Annotated in this window: 23 protein-coding genes; 9 read left to right on the top strand and 14 right to left on the bottom strand. The window is 57.5% G+C overall.

The annotated features are described in order from the left end of the window. Positions 1 to 29 precede the first annotated feature (29 nt). Together ACJO3M_RS02900 and ACJO3M_RS02895 are read right to left on the bottom strand one after the other, a co-directional pair. Entirely contained in the window at positions 30 to 2,462 is a 2,433-nt protein-coding gene (locus ACJO3M_RS02900) for a purple acid phosphatase family protein (RefSeq protein ID WP_406999548.1), read from the bottom strand. Between the two features lie 232 nt (positions 2,463 to 2,694). After that, on the bottom strand, positions 2,695 to 2,985 hold the full coding sequence (locus tag ACJO3M_RS02895; protein WP_406999547.1) for a DUF1330 domain-containing protein: 291 nt from the start codon (positions 2,983 to 2,985) through the stop codon (positions 2,695 to 2,697). 100 nt (positions 2,986 to 3,085) lie between these two features. On the opposite strand from ACJO3M_RS02895, the gene ribBA reads away from it, so the two are divergent. Next, positions 3,086 to 4,180: a bifunctional 3,4-dihydroxy-2-butanone-4-phosphate synthase/GTP cyclohydrolase II gene (gene ribBA, locus ACJO3M_RS02890; RefSeq protein ID WP_406987315.1), complete on the top strand. Its 1,095-nt coding sequence runs from the start codon at positions 3,086 to 3,088 to the stop codon at positions 4,178 to 4,180. A gap of 46 nt (positions 4,181 to 4,226) precedes the next feature. Here ribBA and ACJO3M_RS02885 read toward each other — a convergent pair whose 3' ends face one another. The 7 genes from ACJO3M_RS02885 to ACJO3M_RS02855 are packed head-to-tail and all read right to left on the bottom strand — an operon-like array spanning position 4,227 to position 9,406. Further along, complete coding sequence (locus ACJO3M_RS02885) at positions 4,227 to 4,784, bottom strand: NUDIX hydrolase (protein WP_406999545.1); 558 nt, start codon at positions 4,782 to 4,784, stop codon at positions 4,227 to 4,229. 8 nt (positions 4,785 to 4,792) lie between these two features. Next, entirely contained in the window at positions 4,793 to 5,533 is a 741-nt protein-coding gene (locus ACJO3M_RS02880) for a GntR family transcriptional regulator (RefSeq protein WP_406999543.1), read from the bottom strand. Positions 5,534 to 5,558: 25 nt separating this feature from the next. After that, positions 5,559 to 5,939, bottom strand: coding sequence for a 4-carboxymuconolactone decarboxylase (gene pcaC, locus ACJO3M_RS02875; RefSeq protein WP_406999541.1), 381 nt, complete (start codon positions 5,937 to 5,939; stop codon positions 5,559 to 5,561). 23 nt (positions 5,940 to 5,962) lie between these two features. Further along, positions 5,963 to 6,469: a flavin reductase family protein gene (locus ACJO3M_RS02870; RefSeq protein WP_406999539.1), complete on the bottom strand. Its 507-nt coding sequence runs from the start codon at positions 6,467 to 6,469 to the stop codon at positions 5,963 to 5,965. A 14-nt stretch (positions 6,470 to 6,483) separates the two neighbouring features. Beyond that, on the bottom strand, positions 6,484 to 7,962 hold the full coding sequence (locus ACJO3M_RS02865) for an aldehyde dehydrogenase (protein WP_406999537.1): 1,479 nt from the start codon (positions 7,960 to 7,962) through the stop codon (positions 6,484 to 6,486). Beyond that, on the bottom strand, positions 7,959 to 8,789 hold the full coding sequence (locus ACJO3M_RS02860) for an alpha/beta fold hydrolase (protein WP_406999535.1): 831 nt from the start codon (positions 8,787 to 8,789) through the stop codon (positions 7,959 to 7,961). The genes ACJO3M_RS02865 and ACJO3M_RS02860 overlap by 4 nt, the downstream gene beginning before the upstream one ends. Before the next feature lie 17 nt (positions 8,790 to 8,806). After that, entirely contained in the window at positions 8,807 to 9,406 is a 600-nt protein-coding gene (locus ACJO3M_RS02855) for an amino acid synthesis family protein (RefSeq protein WP_406999533.1), read from the bottom strand. 356 nt (positions 9,407 to 9,762) lie between these two features. On the opposite strand from ACJO3M_RS02855, the gene ACJO3M_RS02850 reads away from it, so the two are divergent. The 7 genes from ACJO3M_RS02850 (at position 9,763) to ACJO3M_RS02820 (ending at position 17,041) form a co-directional block, all read left to right on the top strand. Continuing rightward, entirely contained in the window at positions 9,763 to 11,340 is a 1,578-nt protein-coding gene (locus tag ACJO3M_RS02850; RefSeq protein WP_406999531.1) for a BCCT family transporter, read from the top strand. A 25-nt stretch (positions 11,341 to 11,365) separates the two neighbouring features. Continuing rightward, positions 11,366 to 12,409 (top strand): LLM class flavin-dependent oxidoreductase, encoded by a 1,044-nt coding sequence (locus ACJO3M_RS02845; RefSeq protein WP_406999529.1) that lies wholly within the window; start codon positions 11,366 to 11,368, stop codon positions 12,407 to 12,409. Positions 12,410 to 12,425: 16 nt separating this feature from the next. Further along, positions 12,426 to 13,877, top strand: coding sequence for an NAD-dependent succinate-semialdehyde dehydrogenase (locus ACJO3M_RS02840; protein WP_406999527.1), 1,452 nt, complete (start codon positions 12,426 to 12,428; stop codon positions 13,875 to 13,877). 232 nt (positions 13,878 to 14,109) lie between these two features. Then, positions 14,110 to 14,808 carry a crotonase/enoyl-CoA hydratase family protein gene (locus ACJO3M_RS02835; RefSeq protein ID WP_406999525.1) on the top strand — a complete coding sequence of 233 codons (699 nt, stop codon included), beginning with the start codon at positions 14,110 to 14,112 and terminating at the stop codon, positions 14,806 to 14,808. A gap of 243 nt (positions 14,809 to 15,051) precedes the next feature. After that, positions 15,052 to 15,492 carry a universal stress protein gene (locus tag ACJO3M_RS02830; RefSeq protein ID WP_406999523.1) on the top strand — a complete coding sequence of 147 codons (441 nt, stop codon included), beginning with the start codon at positions 15,052 to 15,054 and terminating at the stop codon, positions 15,490 to 15,492. A gap of 54 nt (positions 15,493 to 15,546) precedes the next feature. Next, a complete protein-coding gene (locus ACJO3M_RS02825) occupies positions 15,547 to 15,963 on the top strand; it encodes a PilZ domain-containing protein (protein WP_406999521.1) in 417 nt (138 codons plus the stop codon). Then, positions 15,929 to 17,041 carry a mechanosensitive ion channel family protein gene (locus ACJO3M_RS02820; RefSeq protein WP_406999519.1) on the top strand — a complete coding sequence of 371 codons (1,113 nt, stop codon included), beginning with the start codon at positions 15,929 to 15,931 and terminating at the stop codon, positions 17,039 to 17,041. The genes ACJO3M_RS02825 and ACJO3M_RS02820 overlap by 35 nt, the downstream gene beginning before the upstream one ends. An 8-nt stretch (positions 17,042 to 17,049) precedes the next feature. On the opposite strand, the gene ACJO3M_RS02815 is transcribed toward ACJO3M_RS02820, so the two are convergent. From ACJO3M_RS02815 to ACJO3M_RS02805, 3 genes are all read right to left on the bottom strand, one after another. Continuing rightward, positions 17,050 to 17,940 carry a haloalkane dehalogenase gene (locus ACJO3M_RS02815; RefSeq protein ID WP_406999708.1) on the bottom strand — a complete coding sequence of 297 codons (891 nt, stop codon included), beginning with the start codon at positions 17,938 to 17,940 and terminating at the stop codon, positions 17,050 to 17,052. 20 nt (positions 17,941 to 17,960) lie between these two features. Beyond that, positions 17,961 to 18,704: a maleate cis-trans isomerase family protein gene (locus ACJO3M_RS02810; protein WP_406999517.1), complete on the bottom strand. Its 744-nt coding sequence runs from the start codon at positions 18,702 to 18,704 to the stop codon at positions 17,961 to 17,963. Positions 18,705 to 18,783: 79 nt separating this feature from the next. After that, the gene (locus ACJO3M_RS02805) at positions 18,784 to 19,611 is read right to left on the bottom strand and encodes a helix-turn-helix transcriptional regulator (protein WP_406999515.1); all 828 of its coding nucleotides are present in this window, start codon (positions 19,609 to 19,611) and stop codon (positions 18,784 to 18,786) included. A 245-nt stretch (positions 19,612 to 19,856) separates the two neighbouring features. Here ACJO3M_RS02805 and ACJO3M_RS02800 point away from each other — a divergent pair, with 245 nt between their 5' ends. Then, positions 19,857 to 20,420: a TetR/AcrR family transcriptional regulator gene (locus tag ACJO3M_RS02800; RefSeq protein ID WP_406999513.1), complete on the top strand. Its 564-nt coding sequence runs from the start codon at positions 19,857 to 19,859 to the stop codon at positions 20,418 to 20,420. Between the two features lie 85 nt (positions 20,421 to 20,505). On the opposite strand, the gene ACJO3M_RS02795 is transcribed toward ACJO3M_RS02800, so the two are convergent. After that, a complete protein-coding gene (locus ACJO3M_RS02795) occupies positions 20,506 to 22,323 on the bottom strand; it encodes an alpha/beta hydrolase family protein (protein ID WP_406999511.1) in 1,818 nt (605 codons plus the stop codon). Further along, complete coding sequence (locus tag ACJO3M_RS02790; protein ID WP_406999706.1) at positions 22,320 to 24,032, bottom strand: long-chain fatty acid--CoA ligase; 1,713 nt, start codon at positions 24,030 to 24,032, stop codon at positions 22,320 to 22,322. The genes ACJO3M_RS02795 and ACJO3M_RS02790 overlap by 4 nt, the downstream gene beginning before the upstream one ends. Between the last annotated feature and the right edge of the window lie 9 nt (positions 24,033 to 24,041).

Here is a 24,041-nt window from a genome sequence, read left to right as displayed (position 1 = left end):
GCTGGTGCAGGCCCTGGCGATTGTGGAGACTAGTACAGCAGGTTCAGGGACAGGTTGTCGAAATAGACATCGTTGTCACTGCCGGCCTTACGCTCGCCGCCGATGTAGACCCTGACGCTTCGTGCCCCCGCTGGCAGGAACCCATCCACCGTGACCGTTTCCCAGCTTTTCACTGTGCTGGAGGTGCGTGCCGTTGAGCCGGCCCAGTCGATCGGCTGGTCACTGGCATCCAGTAGTTCCACTCGCAGCTCTGGCTTGTCGTCACCGGCCCAGGTGGTCATTCGCGCCGACATTTCGACGTATGCCTTGCCAGCGTCAATTTCCGTGGAGTATTCAGCGACGTCCACCAACTGGCTTGCGATGTCCGTACAGCACTCCGTGGGCTGGCCCTGGCCGAAGCCACGTCCGGCAAAATAATAGTCCCCTTCGAAGGCGCCAAACCCGCCGTTGTTGGCGGCGGTGATGGCGCTGACCAGGCCGTTGGCGAGTGTCCAGCCTGTCAGGTCCCCAGCCTCGGCATCGCCATTGATCAGCAGGTTGGCGGTGCGGGTGCCTTCCAGACTGAAACTGTAGGTGTTGCTCCAGGCCGACCAATTCATGGTGTTATCCCGCACCCGAGCTCGCCAGTGGTAGGTGGTGCCGGGTTTCAGGTTCAGCGTGGGTCGTGGCTGCCCATTGTATTCGTCGTATGACGAGGTATGTGTGTTCTGGGATGAGAAGCGTTTGTTCCAGCGGTAGTAATCGTCCGCTCCCGGACGAATCGTTTTCCGGGTCAGCATCGAGGACAGATCAAGGCGAAAGATGTCAGAGCCTTCCTGGGTGTCAATGGCGTCGTACCCGAGGTACTCGTCACCGCCGACCAGAGCTGGCTCGTCGTAGAACAGGTTTTGACGGCGTGTGTCGTTGCCCCAGATATCAAAGACCGTGCCGTTGAATTCATTGCCCTCCGAGATTTGCCAGTGCACTGCATGGGTCTGTTCCGGCGCCCCGACCTGGATGGCCAGTTCAATATCGGTTGCGGGGAGCTCACCGGTGCCGTTCGTCGCTTGCGGCAGGTTGCTGTTGGGGCTTGCCGCAAAGGTTACTTCATCAACGATGTCGAAGTCGGTGTCACCGTCGTAGCCGCCTTTTTTGCGTTGCAGGGTTATTGCGGCATTCTCACCAAAGCGATACGTCAGGACGCTGTAACCGAATTCGCTGCGGCTCACTTCGAACGTGTCGTAGTCGCTGATCTGGTTGTTCTGATGCCCGGCGTTATCCAGCGGCTCTATGTAGCCGGAGGCGCTGGCGGCGTTGAGCCACAGATGAGGTGTATCCAGTGATTGTCCGCGCGAGTAGGCATGGGTGTGGCCAAAGAAATGGCCGGTGATCGCACCTGTCTTCTCGCTGTATTGTTCCAGTTCGGTCACCATTTCACAGGAGCCGATACTCTCGCCGACATTCCACAACTCTGACAGGCAGCCGTGGTGGAACATGCCCATGACGAATTGTTTGCTCTGGATTTCGGCATCTTTGAGGGTCTCCCGAAGCCACTGGCGTTGCACCGCCAGAGTCTCTCGGTTAAAGCTGCCGTGGGCGCCAGAAACAGGGTAACTGTCGAGGCCGATCAGACGCAGGTCGAGGTAGTCCAGAAAGTACCAGTGGTCTTCGTAGCCGACCGAGCCATTGTCTGGCGGCGACATGTAAGTACGGTATAGCTGCAGTTCCGCATTGCTGTAATAGTCATGGTTCCCTGGCACCGTAATCAGCGGTACGTAAGGGGTGATCTCCGCCATGCGTCCAAACAGCTGATCGCGCCAGTGGGAGCGGTTACCGCCGGTTTGAACTACATCCCCGGAAATGGTGATAGCGGCGATGTTTTCGGCACAGGTTTCGGGGTCTGCGCTATCGCATTCGGCCGTCATGAAGCCATCCGTGACGACTTTGTTAAGCACGACCTCGTAGATCTCGCGATCAAACTGCGTGTCACTGATGGCGATAAACTTGGCTTCGGTGACGTTGTCGCCGGCGTCGGGCCAGGTCTTGAAGGCAAACGGCTCAGTGACCTGCGGGTTCCCATCGCCATCGTGAGTGAGTACATAGTACTCGTAGAGCGTGTCAGAGGTCAGGCTCTGTAGTTGGCTGCGAAAAACGAGTCCATCCCCTGAGTGAACTTCGGCGCTCACTTTATGGAACTCATCACTGGAGCCGAATGCACGCGCCCACACTTCCGGCTGCTTGTCCTCGGTTTCGAACATCACCGTCATGGTGTCGCTCCCCGGGTTTTGCAGATATGGCCGGACAATGAAATTTGGGCTGAGGTCAGACTGTGGCGCTGGCACCTGAACCGGTTTATCCGGAATCTCAGTATCCGTATTGCCCCCGCTCACGGGGGGAGAGTCAGTTTCACTGGAATCGTTGCAGCCGGCGAGTATGAGCGCGGAGGCGCTAAGCGCCAGCAGGGTCGGGTAACGGATGAACATTTGGGCTCTCCTATTGGTATATACCAGTTTTGGTGTATGCCAATTTAATGTCGGAGCATGTCAGTACAGTGATGTTTGTGTTGCGGATAGCTTAAGGCTTTATGACACTGGGTTGCGTGGAGGAATGCCAAAAGGTTTGGTTTTATAGCGCCAGAAGAAGGTGACAGGGAATGGTTTCCGCGATCCTTGCACTGCATAGGGGGTCGCGGGCCAGCCCGTCGTCATGACAGAGTCACAGCCCTTCAACGATAACAATGTCCACTTCCGCCGCATCCCGGCGCGCATTTCTTGCCTGGCTATAAGCTTCCGAATGGTAGCAGTCGTAGGCATGCTGATAGCTGGGGAACTCGATAACCACCGTTCGCTGAGGCGTTTTTCGGCCTTCAAGGGCGTCGTTACGGCCGCCCCGGGCGATGAATCGGGCCCCGTACACCCGAAAGGCTTCCGGGGCCAGTGACTGGTAGGCGGCGTAGTTGTCGGGGGCGGTCACGGTGACGTTCGCGATCCAATAGGCTTTTGCCATCCTCGGTTTCCTTATTTTCCTTGGTATTTGGTATTATGGTATGCCAAGATTGCAGGGAACCAAAGACGGTGTCAATCGATTCCATAGAGTGATGAACATGATGAATTTCGACCCGACCGAGAGCCTGATTGAAGACATCCGCAACGGACGCATGGTGGTCCTGCTGGACGATGAAGACCGTGAGAACGAAGGCGACCTGGTGATGGCCGCGGAGTTCGTCACGCCGGATGCCATTAATTTTATGGCCACCCATGCCCGGGGGCTGATCTGTCTGACGCTGAGCGGGGAACGCTGTGAACAGCTGGACCTGTGGCCGATGGTGGCCAATAACGGGGCCAGCTTCGCGACGGCGTTTACCGTGTCCATAGAAGCCCGTGAAGGGGTGACAACTGGCATCTCGGCGGCGGACCGGGCGACGACGGTGAAGGCCGCCGTAGCCCCGGATGCTCACCCCCGGGATCTGGTCCAGCCGGGCCACATTTTCCCGCTGCGGGCCCGCGACGGCGGCGTGCTGAGCCGCGCCGGCCACACCGAGGCGGGCTGCGATCTTACGCGCCTGGCGGGTCTGGAGCCGGCGGCGGTGATTGTCGAGGTTATGAACGACGACGGCAGTATGGCGCGACGTCCGGATCTGGAGGCCTTTGCCCAACGCCACGGCATCAGGATTGGCACCATTGCGGACCTGATCCAGTATCGGCTGGCGAGAGAGAAAACTGTCGAACATACCGGTCAGCAACCGTTGTCCACCGCGCACGGAGATTTCGTCCTGCACACTTATGAGGATCTGATCACCGGCGATGCGCACCTGGCCTTGACCATGGGTGATGTCAACGGGCCGGAGCCTACACTGGTCCGGGTGCACTCGGTAGACCCGCTGCGCGACCTGGTGGGGGCGGATTACCAGGGGCCGAGGGCCTGGTCCCTGTGGTCGGCATTGGAAAACGTGGCGCGGGCAGGGCACGGCGCGGTGGTGATTCTGGCCAGCCATGAATCCTCCCAGAGCCTGCTGTCGCGCGCGACACGGCAGAACACCCCGCCACCGGATGCGTCGTCAATCCGCTATTCGAGTGTGGGAACGGGCTCCCAGATTCTGTCCGACCTGGGTATTCGCAAGCTGCGATTGATGGGCGCACCGCTGAACTATAAGGGGCTGTCCGGGTTCGATCTGGAAGTGGTTGAGATCGTCGAGCCGTAATGGTGAAGTGGTCCGGCAGGCAGGAGGCCTGCTGCCTGCCGGGCGGTCAGCGCATGAAGTGAATGTTGCCGGTTTCCATGCTGCCGGTGTAGATGCCGTAGGTGCCGCCGGCACGCTCGGCAATATAGCGTTCCAGGATCTGGCGAATGGCTGGATAGAAGATCAGCTCCCAGGGAATCTGCTCGGGGGCAAACCAGTCAACGGCCTGGGTCTCGTGACCGGGGGGATCATTCCAGGCGAGCACGTTGGCCCGGTAGATGATGTACAGCTCATTGGTGGGCGGCACACTGAAGATGGAGTAGGGGGTGGTCACTTCAGCGTCGATGCCGGTTTCTTCCCAGACTTCGCGCCGCGCCGCTTCCTCTACGCATTCCCCACGTTCCATGAAGCCTGCTGGCAGCGTCCAGGTGCCCACGCGAGGTGGGATGCCCCGTTGGCAAAGGAGCAGGCGCCCCTCCTGTTCAATGATGGCGCCGGCTATAACCCGGGGATTATCGTAGACAATGCCGCCACAGGCGGTGCAATAGTCCCGCTCGTGGGTGTCTCCGGCAGGAACTCCCCGGGAAAGGGGGCCGCTGCCGCATTGTGTGCAGTACCTGGGCATAGGCTGCCTCACCGCAGGCTTTGAGCCGGACTAAGGGGGGGCGTGATTGGGTCAACGGCTTTGCCCTGCTTTTCCGCGAGCGCTGCCAGGGCAACCTTGGAGGCCGCCTTGATGTGCTCAACGCAGGCTTCATGGGCGGCTTCGGGATTCCGTGCCTGAATGGCGTCGACGATTTTCGTCATTTCCTTGAAGCTGTCGACGTAGCGTTCCTTCTGCGACACCGATGTGGCGCGCAGGTAGTTGACGCGGGCCTGCAGTTGACTCAGAAACTGTCCGGCGATGCGGTTGCCCGCACCTTCGTACAAAACGCCGTAGAAGTCACTCACGGCATTGACGATGGCGACCGTGTCGCCGCTGCGCAGGGCTGCCTTGAGGATCTCCCAGGCGTGATCGAACTCTGCCATCTGTTGCCGGGAGGCTTTCTGGGTGAATAGCTGGACCACCATGCTTTCCAGTACGCAACGCAACTCGTATATATCGCGTGCGTCTTCCAGGGTAATGACGGCAACCCGGGGCCCACGGCTGCTTTCGCTTTCGACCAGACCCTCGGCCTCAAGGTGGCGCAGAGCTTCACGCACCGAGGTTCGGCTGACCCCCAGTTTGTCGCAGAGATCCCGTTCCACCAGGCGGTCGCCGGGCAGAAGCTGAAAGCTCATGATGGCCTGGCGCAGCTTGTCGAGCACCATCTCCCGCAATGTCGGTTGATTGCGAGTGACTTTGAGGCTGTCGTCCAATGGGGTCCGTTGCATTTCTTCTCCTGGGTACAGGCAATGGCTAAATTTCGCCCATTTCGCTGAGCACGTCGCGGGCCTGACGGAAGGCGTCGATGGCGGCGGGAACACCGCAGTAAATCGCCGTCTGCATCAGCACCTCACGGATTTCATCAACGCTCATGCCGTTATTGATGGCGCCCCTTACATGAAGGCGCAGCTCGTGTGGGCGATTGAGAGCGGTAATCATCGCCAAGTTTATCATGCTGCGATCACGGTCGCTGAGGCCTTCCCGTTGCCACACGTTTCCCCAGCAGTATTCGGTGACCAGTTCCTGGAGCGGCTGGTTGAAAGCATCGGCGTTGCGCATGGACTGGTCGACGTAGTCCGCACCCAGGACCCGGCGGCGTTTGGCCAGGCCGCGTTCAAAACGTTCTTCTGACATAAGAATGTCCTCGTTCAGGTGAATCAGGAGGCGCGCGCCAGGGCGCGCAGGTTCTCCGGCAGTTGATCCATCTTGCCGCGGCAGTACAGGAGCGGGTCGACCTCGTTACCGCCGCACCACAGCTTTTGTACTTCGCCAACCAGAATAGCGTGATCGCCGCCCGGGTAATCTTCCCAAATGCGACACTCAAGACAGGCCGCCGACCCGTTGATCAGGGCATTTTCCAGTTCGGAACGGTGCCAATCGATGCCTTCGCCTTTATCACGACCCTTGCCGGCGAACCGGTAGGCGATGGCCTGCTGATCCTGGCCCAGGATGTGGATGGCAAAGCGGCCAATACGTTTGATGACCGGATAGGAATCCGAGTTCAGGCTCGGGCAGATCAATACCAGCGGCGGTTCCATGGAAACCGCGGAAAAGGCGCTGGCGGTAAATCCCACCAGCCGACCGTCGTCGTCAATGGCAGTAACCACGGTAACCCCGCTTGGAAAGGCACCCAGGACCTGCTTGTAGTCTTGTGTTTCGATCATGGTTCTCTCCCGCATTAACGCATAATGAAAGGGTCGGGCATAGGATCTGTGGACAGGTTGATCCACAGGGTCTTGAGGTCGGTGTAGTCCCGCACCGCGTCGATACCGCACTCGCGGCCGTAACCGCTGGCGCCGAAGCCACCGATCGGGGCCATCGCCGATACCGCCCGGTAGGTGTTCACCCAGAGGATGCCGGAGCGTACGTCGCGGGCCAGGCGGTGGGCGCGGCCCACGTTCTGTGTCCAGATGCCGGCAGCCAGGCCAAATTCGGTATCGTTGGCGAGGCGCAGGGCTTCCGCTTCGTCATCGAAGGGGATAACGGCCACGACCGGGCCGAAGACTTCTTCCTGGACGATGGGCATCTGGTGGGAATCACAGGCCAGGATAGTGGGCGAGTAGTACCAGCCGGCTCTGTCTGTGATGCGTTCGCCGCCATAGACCAGATTGGCGCCATCGGCTTTGGCCTGGGTGACCATGCGGTCGATGGTTTCCAGCTGTGCTTCGGTGGCGATGGGGCCCATCTCGGTGTTGGTCTCTGCCGGGTCGCCGATGCGGATGCCAGCGGCGCGATCGTGCAGTTTCTGGACCACCTCGTCGTAGATGCTGCGTTGTACCAAAAGGCGTGAGCCGGCTACGCAGCTCTGACCGGATGCCGCGAAGACGCCGGCGACCACGCCGTTGATGGCGCTTTCCAGGTCCGCATCCTCGAACAGGATGTTAGGAGATTTACCGCCCAGTTCGAGGGACAGCTTGGCGAAGTTCTCAGCGCTGTTTCGCACCACGTGGCGGGCAGCCGTGGCACCGCCGGTGAAGGCGATCTTTCGCACCAGCGGGTGGGCCGTCAGTGCGGCACCGGTGGACGGACCAAAGCCGGTGACCAGATTGACCACGCCCTTGGGGAAGCCCGCCATTTCCACCAGACGCATCAGTTCGATCAGGCTCGCGGATGCGTGCTCGGAGGGTTTGATGACGATGGTGTTGCCCGCCGCCAGGGCCGGGGCCAGCTTGATGGCGGTCAGGTACAGCGGGCTGTTCCACGGGATGATGGCAGCCACCACGCCCAAGGGTACCCGCACCGTGGCACCGAACATATCCGGCTTGTCCAGCGGCAGGGTTTCGCCCACCACCTTGTCCGCCAGGCCGGCGTTGTAATAGAAAAACTCGGGCAGGTAGCCGACCTGGCCGCGGGTCTCGCGAATGAGCTTGCCGTTGTCCCGGCTTTCCAGCTGGGCCAGCGTCTCGGCGTTGTCGGTAATCAACTGGCCGAGACGGTACAGTAACTTGCCCCGCGCGGTGGCGGTCAGGCCCGCCCATTCCCGACTTTCGAAGGCGCGGTTCGCTGCCTCGACCGCGTCGTTGACGTCGGTCTCGTCAGCATTCGGCACGTGACACCAAACCTCACCGGTGGCCGGGTTGTAACTGTCGAAGGTGGCGCCGGAGCGGGCGCCCCGCCACTCGCCATCAATGAACATCGTCAGCGAATCCAGGTTCATTGGAGAGTCTCCTCTTGCAGGGAATGGTTGTGGACGTTGTCGAGAAAGCGGATCAGCAGGGTGTTGACCTCACTGGCTGCTTCCACCGGGGCCATGTGCCGCTGGCCGTGTAAAATGTGCACGCTGGCGTTGGGCAGGTGTTCTGCCAGTGCGCTCGCCATTTTGGGCGTCGATCCCGGGTCCAGCTCGCCGGTGGCGATCAGCACGGGCACACGGATCGACGCGAGCTTATCCAGTCCGAAACTGTCCTGGGTCACGAACAGTGCGTAACTCCGATAATACCCTTCCGGGTGGTTGCTGGTTACCCGGTCGCGAACCGCAGCGATGCACTCGGGGTGAGCGTCGCGAAACGACGGACTGAACCAGCGTTCCAGGGCGCCATCTACATTCGCTGTCGGCCCCTGTTTACGGGTCTCGTCCAGCCGCCGGAGGGCTCCGGCGCGTTGCCGCTCATTGCGTTCAAACACACTGGACAGCACCACCATCGCGTTTAGCCGGCCGGGATGGCGCAAGGCAAAAGCCCGCGCTACCAGTCCGCCCATCGAGAATCCCACGATGGTCGCGGCGGGCAGGTTCAGATCGTCGAGCAGGGCCCGCAGCTGGTCGGCATAGTCGTCCAGTGTGGCGTCGTCTGTTGGCAGGGCGCTCTCGCCATGGCCCAGCATATCGTAGGCGATCACGTCATAATGCTCGGCAAGCGCCTCCACCTGGGCCTGCCACAAGGTGGCATCCAGCCCAACGCCGTGGATCAGGACGACCGGCGCGCCCCGGCCGACTCGCCAGTAGCGGGTCCCGGAGGGGCTCTTTTGTGCGTCAGTGAGTTTCATCTGACCTCCCTTGAAGCTCACTGGTTGCCGGCCTGTTCCGCTTCTTCGGCCAGTTCCTTCAAATCCTGGTAGCGGTTGCCGATGCGTGGGTGCAGGCGGCCGCCGTCCGAGGCGCCCAGGGCTACGACAATCTCGTTGGCGCGCGGAGCGTCCTCGATACGCATCTCCAGGGTAATGTAGTGGGAGCGGAAGCCCTCATCGTCCTTGTGCATCATCGGGATCTGGATGGACGTGCCCGGCGCACCGCGTTTGTTGGTAAAGCTCAGGTAGCTCTTCGCACCAACAGCTTCCCGGTAGTGATTGCCAAAGCGCAGAGTGTGAATGATGGCAGATGCATGTTCGATCTCCCCTTCAGCACCAACGACGGCGGCTTTGCCGTAAGCCTCGATCTGCTCGCTGCCAATTTCGTTCAGTATGTGCCTGACGATCAGTTCGCCCAGCTCCGAACAGCCACTGCGGATTTCCGGCGACAGGTCTTCAACAAAGCCCTGGCCACCCCACGGATTAGTCACCACAGCCGCCACACCGACCATGGTTACGGGCTTGTCTCCCCTTTTACCGCCTTCGATGTAGGTGGTCTCTCGAAAGGTGGCGATCTTGCGAATCTCTAAGCTCATTTGCGCTCTCCTCGTGGTTTTTGGCGCGGACCTGGCCGGTGTGTCGGGCGATCCTTGGTTTTGGTATACCATAATACAGAAAATGAGTTTCGACAATGTTTGAGTAGTTAAGATCTGATTCCTGCTACCGATTGAGCTTGCTTTGTAAATTTTAAATTAATAAAAAACAGTAGGTTATGTTTTTCGTCTTGATTTTTTAAGTTTCCTGTCTGAGAAAATATTTGCATTCGGTATTATGGTATACCAAGATATTTGAGAGATCCTCAGATGGCCTGTGTATGAAAAACGAGCGTTAGCGCTCGGCAGGCCGCTGAAAATCAACAAGAACGCCAACGACGGAACTCAGGAGAGCCTGAATGCACAATCCTCAACCCAGTATGCCCGGGCAAGGCCTCTTTGCCGGGGTAAATAAGACGATGGCCATCGCTTCCATCACCATGGTGGCGGCTTTCGTGCTGTTCACAGTGTTGCAGCCGGAACTGGCCAACACGATCTACACCGGGGTCAAGCAGTACATCGAGAGTGAGCTTGGCTGGTACTACATTCTCACGGTGAATGTGGTGCTCTTTGTTTCCATTGCGATCGTTGTCAGCCCCTACGGCAAACTGCGCCTCGGGAAAGACGACGAGCGCCCGGAATTCTCCAATTTCACCTGGTTTGCCATGCTGTTCAGCGCGGCGGTCGGCACGGGGCTTCTGTTCTGGAGTATCGCCGAGCCCTTGAGCCACCTGCAGGGGAATCCGTTCATGGCGACGGAGGGGATTGCGCCCAATACCCTGGATGCGGCACAAACGGCTCTTCGCGTCACGATCTTCCATTGGGGTTTCCACGGCTGGGCGGTCTATATCCTGGTCGGCACCATCCTCGCGTATTTCGCCTATCGGCGTGGACTGCCGCTGACGATTCGCTCAGCCTTCTATCCGCTGCTCGGTGAACGCATCTACGGCCCGATCGGCCATGCCATCGATCTGCTGGCGATCTTTGCCACCCTGTTCGGGACGGCCACCACGCTGGGTCTGGGTGTCTCACAGATGAACGCGGGGCTAAACAATCTGTTCGGTATGGAGATTTCCAGTACCAATCAGGTGTTACTGGTCATGGGTGTGACTGTGGCAGCTACATTGTCTGCCGTGTCCGGTTTGAAGAAAGGCATCCGGTTCCTTAGTGAATGGAACATTCACCTCAGCATGATCCTGTTTGCGTTCTTTATCCTGGCGGGTCCCACCGTTTTCCTGTTAACCATTTTTACCACCAGCGTAGGTGACTATCTGGGCAATCTGTTGCCAATGGGGTTCTGGACCAATCCCGATCCCGAAAGCCAGTGGCAGGGTTGGTGGACGCTGTTCTATTGGGGTTGGTGGCTGTCCTGGGGCCCGTACGTGGGAATGTTCGTTGCACGTATTTCGCGAGGACGCACGATTCGCGAAGTGCTGTTCGGCGGGATGATGGCAGCCACTCTGGGTGCGATGTCCTGGATTGTGATCTTTGGCGGCACTGCTCTTCACCTTCAACTGTTCGGCGGTGTCGACCTGGCGACGGTCGCCAACGACAACGTGACGCAGGTGTTGTTCCAGACTATCGAAGCTCTCGATGTGCCTTGGGCCTCCAGTTTCATGGTTGGTATGGCCACGTTAATGATCGTGACCTGGTTCGTAACCTCAGCCGATTCCGGAACCCTGGTTATCTGCACCATCCTGTCCCAGGGCAATCCGCATCCGCCCCAAGCGTACCGAGTGATCTGGGGGTTGGGCCTGGGCGCGACGTCTGCCGTGCTGTTGCTGGCCGGTGGTTTGCAGGCCCTGCAAACCGCTGCGATTGCGGCCGCCTTGCCTTTCTCCGTGGTCCTGCTAGTGATGTGCTATTGCATGTTCAAGGCGCTGGCCAGTGAGCAGGTTGGTGGTGTGGTTGCAGTTGAACAATCTGAAGCGTCTTAACGACGAATACCGAGGAGATCCTACAATGCAGTTTTCTTTATTCCTTCATATGGAGCGCTATCCGGGCGACAAGAGCCATCAGCAGCTGTTCGAGGAACTCTGCGAACTGGTGAAGATTGCCGAAGATGGCGGTTTCCGGGCGGCCTGGATCGGTGAGCATCACGGCATGCAGTTCACCTCGTCGCCCAGTCCGATTGCCCAACTTTCCTATCTGGCGGCCAAAACCGAGCGAATCCGCTTGGGGGCGGGAACATTTGTCGCGCCCTTCTGGGATCCCATCCGCCTGGCGGGCGAGGCGGCACTGCTGGATGTCATCAGCGGCGGCCGGCTTGAGTTCGGCATCGCCCGCGGTGCCTATCAGTTCGAATTCGATCGCCTGACCGATGGCCTCCAGGCCTCTGAGGGTGGCGAGGCTCTGCGCGAGATGGTCCCGGCCATCCGCGGCCTGTGGCAAGGCGACTATGCTCATCAGGGCAACGTCTATAACTTCCCGACCACCACCAGCGTACCCAAACCGCTGCAGCAACCGCTGCCGCCAATCTGGATCGCCGCGCGGGACCCGGCTTCCCATGATTTTGCGGTCAAGAACGGCTGCAACGTGATGGTTACGGCTCTGATGAAAGGCGACGAAGAAGTGGCCGATCTGGCTCGCAAGTTCAACACCGCCTGTGCCGACCACCCGGAAGTGGACCGCCCGGAATTGATGTTCCTGCGCCAAACCTACGTGCATGAGGAGAGTGATCCAGATGGCTGGCGGCCCGGTGCGGAAGCTCTCAATCGCTTCTACCGCTACTTCATGGCGTGGTTCAAGAATGACCAGCAGGCAGTGGATGGCTTTTTTGAACCGGTATCGGAAGAAACCGTGGCCGACAACCCGGAGTTCGCTCTCGACAGCCTGCACCGCAACATGATGATTGGTACGCCCTCGGAGCTGGTAGAACGGCTCAAGGGTTACGAAAAGCTGGGCATTACCGAATACAGCTACTGGACCGATAACACGCTGCCTTTCGAGGAGAAGAAGCGGTCACTGGAGCTGTTCATCAAAGAGGTGATGCCGCACTTCGGTTGATCAATGAGGACGTACCATGAATCTATTGGATCTCGTTAGCGGCGGAAAAGTTGCTGCGCTGATTGGCAGTGAATGGCGCCTGAGCGCTAAGAATTTCGATGTGGTCAATCCCGCCACGGGTGAAACGGTTGCCCAGGTGGCGGATATGGGGGCGGAAGACGCGCGCGAGGCCGTAGTTGCGGCCGAGCGTGCGGGGAAAGCGTGGCGCAAAGTGTCAGCGAAAGAGCGCGCCCGGCTGCTCAAGCGCTGGTTCGAGCTGGTCGTGGATGAAACCGAGGCCCTCGCCCGGATTATGACAATCGAGCAGGGTAAGCCCCTTGCAGAAGCACGTGGTGAAGTGGCCTATGGGGCTTCGTTCATTGAGTTCTTCGGCGAGGAAAGCAAAAGGATGGCGGGGGAAGTTTTGCCGGCCCCTGACACCAGCAAGCGCCTATTGGTGACGCGAGAGCCGGTTGGCGTTGTCGCAGCGATTACGCCCTGGAATTTCCCTCTGGCCATGATTACCCGCAAATGCGCGCCGGCCCTGGCTGCCGGCTGCAGCGTTGTGATCAAGCCAGCTGAGGCTACCCCGCTGACGGCGCTGGCCCTGGCCCGCCTGGCTCTGCAGGCGGGTATACCGGAAGGCTTGATAAATGTGGTTACCTGTTCCAGCCCCGCCGAAGTAGGCGATGTTCTGACGACGGATAGCCGTGTACGGAAGGTATCGTTTACAGGCTCGACTCAGGTCGGCAAGTACCTGTTGTCTCAGTGTGCCGGCACGGTCAAGAAAACGGCCATGGAACTGGGTGGGAACGCTCCATTTATCGTTTTCAACGATGCCGACCTGGACGCTGCCGTGGATGGCGCCATAGCCTCCAAATTCCGCAATGCCGGGCAGACCTGTGTCTGTACTAACCGGTTCCTGGTGCAGGCGGATGTCTATGACGCCTTTCTGGAGAGACTTGTTGACCGGGTGAGTGGCCTGACAGTCGGCAGCGGACTGGATGATGGTGTCGCTATTGGTCCGCTCATTAACGCGGCAGCCGTGGAGAAAGTGAAGAGCCACATCAATGATGGTCTGCTCAAGGGGGGCCGGCTTTTATTTGGTGGTCACGCCCATGAATTGGGTGGGAACTTCTTTGCTCCGACTGTCATGGCAGACGTGACGGCAGATATGCTCGTGGCTTCGGAGGAAACCTTTGGTCCCCTGGCGGCGGTTTTCCGTTTCGAAACGGAGGCTGAGGCCATTGAGCTGGCTAATAACACGCCGTCCGGGTTGGCTGCCTATTTTTACACCAGGGACTATGGTCGCGTTTTCCGAACGCTCGAAGCACTTGAGTATGGCATGGTTGGCGTCAATGAAGGGCTGATTTCGACCGAATTGGCACCGTTTGGAGGTATCAAGGAGTCGGGTCTGGGACGGGAAGGTTCCCACCATGGCCTTGACGAGTTTACGGAGCTGAAATACGCCTGTCTGGGAGGGCTTTGAACGGCGACATTTCCATGGGCGCGATCAAGCCACTGTGCTATATGGAGCACGTGGTGTTCGTCGCTATGTCCATATCGATCAGCCCCTGGCCTGTATCAGAACGCTGGGTCAGGGGTTCCAGCCCGTTTGATCAGAGCAAACAACTTGACGGAAAAGGGGCGTGCTGGGATCTTTGTGCCTACTGTGTATCCAAACACTCACTTTAATGCCAGCCGCGCAGGAGAATGGACCCGTGACCGAACTTGTTAGTTATGAACTGAACGACGGAATTGCCACGATTACGCTGACCAACGGTAAAGCTAATGCATTGAGTCATGACGTATTCGAGGGCTTGAACAGCGCACTGGATCAGGCGGAACAGGACAAGGCGGTGGTTATCCTGACCGGTCAGCCGGGCGTATTCTCCGCTGGCTATGATCTGAAACAGATGCAAAAGGGCCCTCAGGAAGCCGCCGAACTGGTCAAGGTCGGTTCCACATTGACGCGTCGCCTGGCAGCCTTCCCCCTGCCGGTGATTGGTGCCTGCAGTGGTCATGCGATCGCTAAAGGCGCGTTTATCCTGTTGTCCGTGGACCACCGAATCGGGGTCGAGGGGCCATTCAAGCTGGGTCTGAACGAAGTGGCAATAGGCATGACCATGCACCATGCAGGCATCGAGATTGCACGTCATCGACTGGCGCCGGCGCACTTCTACCGCTCGGTGGTGAATGCGGAAATCTACAACCCGGAAGGTGCCGTCGAAGCCGGTTTTCTGGACGAGGTGGTCCCCCAGGACGCATTGCTTGAACGGGCCGGGGCGCTGGCCACTCAGTTCAAGCAGCTCAACATGCGCGCGCACCGCGAAACCAAGGTGAAAGCCAAGGCGGACTACCTGGCGTTGCTGGACCGGTGTATCCAGCAGGATGCCGAGAGTCTGGGGTTGAACGGCTGAGAGCCTTGCCGGATTGCCGGGTGAGTCGTTGCCCGGCTGTTAATTATCCCTTCTGAAAGGTGTCGTTCAGCGCCTGCAGGCATTGCATCAGAAAATGAAGGCAGGCGGCATCATCGCGGCCGCTGGCGGCCTTAATGGGGGCTGCCAGTTGCTGGTAGTAGTGTTTGTGTTGACTCCGATCAACGTTGCGATCTCCAGATCAGTGCTACTCTGATAACACATGCACAGGAAAGAGGTCTCGTCATGGACAAAGGTACCCAAAGCATTGTTGTTGCCTGTGATGGTTCGGATCAATCGCTAAGCGCGGCAAAAATGGCCGCTGACCTGGCTGATGCCACGGGTCATCCACTGAAACTGTTAGCGGTGTCGCCTTATTCACAGACCGAGACACTGGTGATTGCCGGCTACGAGCAAACCAAGGTTGATGCTGCCAAGGAACAATATGGCCGCAAAGTGTTCGATACCACCAAGGAGGCTCTGGGTGGTCGGGCTGACTCCGCGGAAGAGATTCTACTCAGCGGAGATCCGGCGCATGAAATCATCGAGTATATACACAGCAACCCCGGCACCCACCTGGTACTGGGTCGACGCGGTTACTCGGCGGTGCGCAGCCTAACGCTTGGCAGCGTAAGCGAAAAGATAGTCAGGCACGCCACCGGCCCCGTTACCGTGGTAGGGCCATAAACCTGTCCCGGGCTTTCGCTCGCCATGGGAGTATAGCGGCAAGGGGGAATGCATATGCGGCGCTTTATACGTCACCCCACGGATTTCCCGATTCTTGTTTTTTCAAATGATAGCTCCCACGGCGACGAAGCCAGCTTGTGTGACATTAGTCAGGGTGGCTTGGCCTGCAGTCTTAAAAGAAAGCTCCGGCCTGGTGAAACGGTCGCGCTGGGGATTCCCTCACTACAACAGGACTACCGGATTTCGGGCCAGATTGTGAGATGCAGACGCTGTGGCAAGGGGTACAGGGTCGGGATCCAGTTCAGCGATGAAACCGAGGCTTTTAAAAGCAAAATGGTCGAGCAGGTCTGTCAGATAGAGCACTTCCGCAGGGAACTCTGCCGGGATGGCTGTGAAATAGATATTGAAGCTGCGGCGCGTGAATGGATTGAGCGCTATGGCAGTCAGTTTGCGGATATCTTTTCAGGTTAGATATCAGTGGGCTCAAGGAGGCTTGTTATTGGAAGTATTTGAGCTCGGTTTCAAAGCATGGTTATGGCCCGGGTTATCGGCCATTCTTGCCGTGGTTGTTACGTTTGTAATCTACCGGCTGGCTCTGGCACTGGTTCGTCATTTCTCCGAGTCGAGAGCGGTGCCGAGATTGTTTCTCGATGCTGCAGCCAGGGCTCTTGGTGTGGTGGTCTGCCTGCTGGCACTGACAGGGGCGTTAAATGCGGCGCCAGACGATTTGCCATGGATGGCCGGAATTCAGCAATTCACGACGTTATTGCTCATTCTTGCTTTAACCTGGGCGGCGGTCCGGCTGACTTCCTCCATTGGTGACGTCATAGTCGTGCTGAACCCGGCGCTTGAGGGGCAGTGGAAGCGGGCGCGCAAGGTTGAAACCCAGACCCGATTCCTGGTCCGGGCCCTGAACATTCTCATTGTGATTATTGGTTTGGGCGCGGCCCTGATGACCTTTGAGTCGGTTCAGCATATGGGGGCGAGCCTGCTTGCCTCCGCCGGTGTTGGCGGCCTTATTCTCGGGTTCGCAGCCCGCCCGGTGCTGAGCAACCTGCTGGCCGGGATGCAGATTGCACTCACTCAGCCATTCCGTATCGACGATGTGCTGTATGTGCAGGGCGAGTGGTGCTGGGTGGAGGAGGTGACTGCCACTTATGTCGTGTTACGGGTCTGGGACCTGCGCCGGCTGGTCGTCCCGTTACAATGGTTCATTGAGAACCCGTTCCAGAACTGGTCCAGAAACAGTTCCGACTTGCTCGGTACGGTGTTTGTGTGGGTGGATTACACCATGCCGGTTGAGCCGCTTCGACAGGAGTTCAACCGTTTGTTGGGTAAATCGGATCTTTGGGACGGTAAATTAGCGACGGTGCAGGTCACGGACACCAGTGACCAGGCCATGCAGGTACGGTTTCTGATGAGCGCCTCAAGTTCCAGCAATAACTGGGACCTGAGGTGTGCTGTTCGTGAGGGGCTGGTTACGTTTATCCAGGAACACTACCCAGCCCAGTTGCCTCGTTTGAGGGCTCGACTGGTTGATGAGAATTGATCGTGATTTCAGGCTAACGTAGCAAGCAGATTGTTGATCGCCCGGGCAAAGGGCACCGGTGAATCTTCCTGCAGGAAGTGACCGCCTTTGAGGGTGACGTGGGGCTGATCTTGTGCGCCTGGAATCCGCTTTTGCATGTACGCGTCGCCACCGCGGGTAATCGGGTCGCCGTTGCTGAAGGTGGTCAGGAAGGGTTTCTCCCAGCGCTCCAGGACGCTCCACGCTTTACGATTGGCTTCACTGGCCGGGTCGTTCGGATGCATCGGCACCAGGCGCGGAAAGGCCCGCGTTCCTGCTTTGTATTTCTTGCTCGGAAAGGGCGCATCGTAGGCTCGCAGTTCATCCGGGCCCAGTTTTCGGAACGAGCCCGCATTGATGATCCGGCCAACCGGGAACCATGGGCTGTGTAGCGCGAAGTTTTTCCAGATCTTAAACGCCGCTGGTGCTTTCTGGTCACCGGTGGGCAGCATCCCGTTGCCGACCACAATGGCGCGGAAGCGGTCAGGGTTTTCTGCCGCAAGTCGCAAGCCGAGCAGGGAGCCCCAGTCCTGGCATACCAGTGTAATGTTGTTCAGCTCGAGCTTATCAATGAACAGCTGCATCCACTCCATATGCCGTTGATAACTGTAGTCATCGATGGACGTGGGTTTGTCGGACTTGCCGAAGCCGATGAGGTCCGGAGCAATCACCCGATGGCCGGCCGCTGCACACACGGGAATCATGTGGCGATAGAGGTAGGACCAGGAAGGTTCCCCGTGCATCATGAGAATCGGATTGGCTTCGTCCGACCCCTCATCCACGTAGTGCATCCGCAGGCCGTCTAGCTCCACATAATGTGGGTCAAAGGGGTAGTCGAGCAGTCGATCAAAGCGTGCATCCGGGGTTCTTACGAAATCCATAACCTTTGCCTTGTTGTTCATTATTGTGTGGGAACTTCCTCGAACAGTCTGCCCAGTCCGGACTGGGGTGTCAGTTTCCCACATAAACGCAGGGCCTCCCAGAAACTGACCTGATTCGCAGTCAGCACGGGTTTGCCCGTAGCGTTTTCCAGATCGGTCAGCCAGGCGGCAGAGTGGAGAGCGGTGTCAGGAATAAGCAGTACGTCAGCGTCCTGACGGGTGTTCTCCAGTGCGAAGTTGACCACTTCTTCTTTGCCTAGGGTACCAACTTCGGCTGCGGTCACAATGCCACGGCTCGCATGGTGAACCACGTTGATATCGAAGTGATTGAGGAACCGGCAGAATCGTTGCGCGACGTCTTCCGGATAGGTGGCGGCAATGGCCACCGTTTTTGCGCCAATGGCTTTGACCGCCCGGGCAAACGCCATTGCTGTTGTGGAAGCGGGTACACAGAGCATTTTTTCCAGGGCGTCGATCTGTTTGCTGATGCCATCCAGGCCGAGCACGAAACTGGCACTGGTGGAGGTCCACATAACCGACTCAATCTGCGAGCCGGCAAGGGCTTCCGCGCCTTTTGACAGGCGTTCGATACTGCCCATTTCACTGAGTGCTTCAACGGTGTGGGCGTCTTCGAGAAACCCGGTGTGGATCAGGGTGACCTGGGCAGGTGGCTCTACCATGGCGCCCATCAGAGGATAGTCATCTTCCGCCGCATGGCCTGGATACAGGAACCCGAGTCTGGCTGGGGGTAATGTATGGCTCATGTGTCGCTCCTTGTTTTAAGCGCGAAACACTGGACCGATTTATCTTCCTCTCGACCCTGGTTGATCCGAAGACGAGTCGTCAATGGTGGTTTGCTGGTGCTTCGGAATGGTCGCGTGAAGGCAGTATGACACCTGCGCTGATATCACCACTGAACAATTTACTGGGAGGCAGTCCCCACATAGAAGCGAAGGTTCGGGTGAAGTGAGAGGCATCAAAGAAGCCTGCATGTTGGGCGACGTCTGTAAGCTTTTCTCCCTGGCCAACGGAGAGCACGGATTCATACATGCGATGCCACATACGAAACCTGCGCAGGGTTATTCCCGTTGTTTCCTTGAATATGTCGACCAGATGGGGCACGGAAACACCCGCGACATTTGCCAGATTTTCTATGGAAAGATTCTCCTGAAAATTTTCCTTAACGTAAGCAACCAGCCGTGCAATGCGTACATCCGTTAATGTGTTCACCGGCGGGGGGCCGAGTTTTATCCGCAGCAGGTTGTCCACCTTCTCATAGGCATCGGTGGAATCCGGGGAGGTTCTGTAAAGGCTGCTGAAAACATCTCGGTAATCGTCTTCCTCGTGCAGTGCAAACTCGGATTCTTTTGACAGTTGTTGATACTCGCGCACAAATCCGGCGAAATCCTGGCCCAGTACATCCAGGTGACAAATAGCGACAGGGTTATTCTTCGCATCAATGCAGAATGTCTTCCCTGGAGGCAACAAAAAAGCCATTGCGTGATGGTGGGTAGAGCCATCAGACAGATGCAATTTGTCGCCCAGGCTGACAATGAGCGTTGCCGCTCCATAGGCAACCGTCACAGGCGAAAGCAGTGGGCCAATAAAGAGAGTTCGTTTCGCCCACGGGTACATGTAGGCCGATTTCAGATTTCTGCAATAGGTATGCATTTATTGTTGTCCCATTGTCTGATGCCACCTGAAACGAAGGTTCGGGAGGCTACCTTTTTCATCCTACCTCTTTCTCTCGGCGGGACAACCTCAGAATGTACAATCTCTGGATATATGCATGGCCATAGAATCACCAGTGAAGAGACTACACAACAACACTGGTAAATGAGGTTACCTCTATGGCCTTCTGTCAGATAAGCCAGGAAACCCGGCCGCGCCGCGTTCCGCGGCAGAATCGCGCGATCATGACGGTAGACTCCATTCTGGAGGCTGCGGCCATCCTGTTTGCCCGGGATGGATTCGAGAAAACCAGTACCACCCGCATTGCGGAACTTGCGGGGGTGAGCGTGGGCTCACTGTACGAGTACTTTCCCAATAAGGACTCCCTTGTTGCCAGCCTGGTGAAAAGCCATTGCGACCAAATGCTCCGTCATATTGCGCAGCATCTCGCTAACGTGAGGGGGCAGGGGGCGTACCGGGTCATGGAAGTGTTTATTGAAGCGACCCATCACTCCTATGCATCCCATATACAGCTGCAACGTGTATTGCTGGAACATATCGGACGTGTCAGCAAACCTCGCCATTACAAGCGGGTGTCCCATTCCATCATTAATCTGTTGGAAGCCGCTCTTGATAGCAGCGGTGAGAGTCTGCCACGGGAACGAACACGTCAGATGCTTTATGTCATCGAGTGTGTTGTGGAGTCTCTCGTTCATCGCTCCATTGTTCTTGATCAGGACTTCTTTGACCATAACCTCAAGGACGAACTCCTGGTTTTGGCTAAAGCCTATTTTCAACAGGGAAGATAATTAAGTTGGTTTGAAAGGGGGTGATTGTCATAGAAAGGCCGGGAGCTATGTCCCGGCCTTTTCTTTTGAGAGCGTAGCTTAGTGCTCAATAGGGTTGGTAGCAGGCAATCATCCAGGTGGCCAGCATGCCACTGAGGAAGGCGCCGGTGTAGATATTTCCGGTTTTACGGAAGCAGAGCGTGGATACAATGCTCGTCACTGCCAGTAGTGGAATGAAACCGTTGCCGAGAATAACCATTAACGTGTCATACCCAACCTCGCCAAAATAGGGCTTACCGTACGTGTACAGCGAGAACATCTGGATACCAATGATGATGGCTATACCGGAAGCATTCACGAAAAATAACGCGCTGCTCCAGATAACACTGGTCTGGATGCCACCACCAAAATCCCGCAGCCGAAGCCATCCAAACGCAAGGAGTCCGTTAACCAGGAAAATAGCGGTGAACGGGATCAGGTAGATGAGGGCAGAGAGGAAGCGATGGGGCTCCATCGGTCGGATCAACAGCATCCACCAGCGCATATCGACATTCAGGGCCTGGTATACCGTAGCAACCAGAAGGTAACCAGCAGCAACGACAAGGAATGACAGACCGAAGGCCCTGCCGATATAGCGCCAGTCAAATTCTGTAGTTGCGGAGTTAGTTGAAAGGCCGTGAGTTACCCAAAAGTTCGAAGACTCTGAGCGTCGGATCACGCGATAGGCCACGAACAGGGCCAGGAATATGAGCTGAACGGTGCCAAAAAATAGGATTGAGGTATTGGCGAATAGCATTGGAAACAGACTATTGGCGCCGAACACGTGCATGGCCGTCATTTGCAGGGGAACCATCAGCAAAGCTACCGCAGCGATGATCAGCCCGGCAAATCCAAGGTACAACGTCGGATGCATCGGCTGGGTAGTCGGCATTGGCTGCACCAGCTTCTGGAACATCGACGTTCTGAAAAGCTGGGCAACAAGGCCGAACATGAAGAGCAGCAACCCCAGGTAGGCGATGGAGGTTGCCACCTCCTTGTAGGGCCAGATCTGGTTTGATTCATCGCGATCCACGGGAGCGGGGGACGACAGGTTCATCATCTTCAGAACGTTTGCAATTGCGACGGAGGATTGGTGAACACCTGCGTGGGTCTCCGGCGATTGCGTTGCCATGCGACCGGTACCGCTGGCAAAATCGCCGTAGACTCGGTCCAGAATGACGGGTTCGCTGGCTCCGAAAGGGGCCATCAGCCAATGGCTCTCCACGAAATCAACGGCGCGTTCCTGATCAAAGTAGTTTATTGCCACGAACTCATCGTATTTGCCGAATTCCACCCCGAAATTGAAGTTCGCATCATCCGAGACGGTGGGTGCGCCTAACATAAACTCGACTTCGTGACCGCCCTGGGCGGAGCCCGCTACAATAAGCGTTCTCACCAGTTCTGGGTGATTAACCGCAGCGGTCACTGACGACCATCCTCCCATGGAATGGCCAACCAGCCCGATATGGTTGGAGTCTACGAATGGCAGGGTGTGAGCGTACTTGAGTACATCGCTCACACCTCTGGAACCGTCGTTTTCAATAACGCCGGTTCCACCGTGACCAGACATGTCCATTGCGATCACCACATAGCCCCGGCGGGCGAACTCAATGCTGAAGTTGGACATGACCTCCTTCTGATTGACGTAACCGTGGACGTTTATGACCGCCGGTGCTGGCGTTTTTTCCGTGGCATTGGGTGGCAGGTACATGAGTGCGCTTATGGTTTCGCCGTTGTGTGCGGCGATAGTGATGTCTGTTACCTCCACATCACCCAGGTCTGACTGAATCAGCGAAGCCGATATGCTACCAAGGACTGCCAGAAGCAGCCCCAGGATCAGGGCGTGCCTGGACGTGAGCAAATGGTTGGAGAAAATATCACTCATAAAACACCCCCTGCGGTGCGTTCATTGTCAGCTGGTGCCAGTGAATAGTGGGAGAACTGTTGGCGGAGCTCGGTTTTAAGCAGTTTTCCAGTGGCGCCATGGGGTAAGCTATCCACCAGCTCGATGGCGTCTGGCAGCCACCATTTCGGCAGGCGCTCTGCCAGGAAATCGCGTAGTTCCCGGGGTGAAAGTGAACTGTTGGGGTGCGGTACGCAGATGAGTAGCGGCCTTTCCATCCATTTGGGGTGGGGCAGGCCAATGACCGCCGCTTCGAAAACACCAGGGTGCTCGCAAGCGGTGCTTTCCAGGGCAATCGAACTGATCCATTCTCCGCCCGATTTGATCACATCTTTACTTCGATCAACGATATGTATGAATCCCTGAGTATCCACTGTGGCAATGTCGCCAGTGTCGAACCAGCCGTCTGATCTGGCGCCAACGACGCCACCAGTATATTGCTGCACGACCCAAGGGCCGCGAACCAGTAAATGGCCGGGCGAGCTGCCATCCCAGGGCAGAGTTGTGCCATCTGCCTTTTCGATACGAATGTCGATACCCGGGATGGCCCTGCCCTGTTTCTTTTTCAAGCTGAGGGAGAGTTCTTCATCCGTCTGCCGCAAGGCTCTGGTCGGAGTATTCACTGCACCGGTCGGGCTGATCTCGGTCATTCCCCAGGCATGTACGACACTGACTTTGTGGGTGCTTTCAATCGTCCGAATCATCGATTCCGGCGCTGCAGAACCGCCGATCACCGTGCGTTTGAGTGAGGAGAAAGTTCGGCTCTTCTGGTTCAGGTGTTCAAGGATACCGAGCCAGACGGTAGGCACACCGGCCGCCATGGTGACTTGCTCTGCCTCCATCAGTTGAAACAGGCTTTCACCATCCAGAGCTCTGCCAGGTAAAACGATCTTGGCACCGACCAACGGGAGGCTGTATGGAAGCCCCCAGGCATTGACATGAAACATTGGCACAATCGGCATGACGGCATCTTGTGCCGACAGTGCAAAGCTGTCCGGAAGTGAGCTGGCGTAGGCGTGCAGCGTAGTGGAGCGATGGGTGTAAGTGACACCCTTTGGCATGCCCGTGGTGCCTGAAGTGTAGCAAAGACCGCAGGGCTGGTGTTCATCCACGGTGGCCCAGTCCGGACTGGATGAAGATTCAGTGGCCAGTAATGCCTCGTAGTCCAAGGCATCGGGAATTCTGTCGGCGGCCGGGGCCAGTTGGCTATCCATTACGATGACCTGCCTGATTGTTTCAAGCTTGGGAAGCAGATCTTTGACCAAGGGCAGGAAGTCGATATCGACAATCAGCACCTGGTCTTCTGCGTGGTTGATAATCCATTCCAGGTCGACAGCTGAAAACCTGGGGTTCAGTGTGTGGCAAACCAGCCCCAGGCCGGCCGTGGCGTAATAGACCTCCAGATGTGCGTGGCTGTTCCAGGCCAGAGTGCCGACACGGTCTCCGGGCTCCAGCCCGAGTGCTCGAAGAGCCTTGCCAAGTTGACAGACTCGCTGATACGCCTCGGCATAGGTATAACGGTGCGCTTCCTCACCGTGTGACCGCGCACTGACAATTTCTGTGCTTCCGTGATGGCGGCTCGCTCTTTCGATGATTTGTATGACGTTCATCGGTACGTCCATCATGCTGCCTAACATTGTTGACCTCGTTGTAGAGATGCTCCGGGATAATCTGGACTCTCTGTGTCGGATGAGAATCCA

It is taken from the genome of Marinobacter alkalisoli (assembly GCF_045449795.1).
Lineage (GTDB): Bacteria > Pseudomonadota > Gammaproteobacteria > Pseudomonadales > Oleiphilaceae > Marinobacter.
The sequence above is the reverse complement of the archived record's forward strand: the minus strand, read 5'-3'. Positions and strand labels throughout refer to the sequence as shown.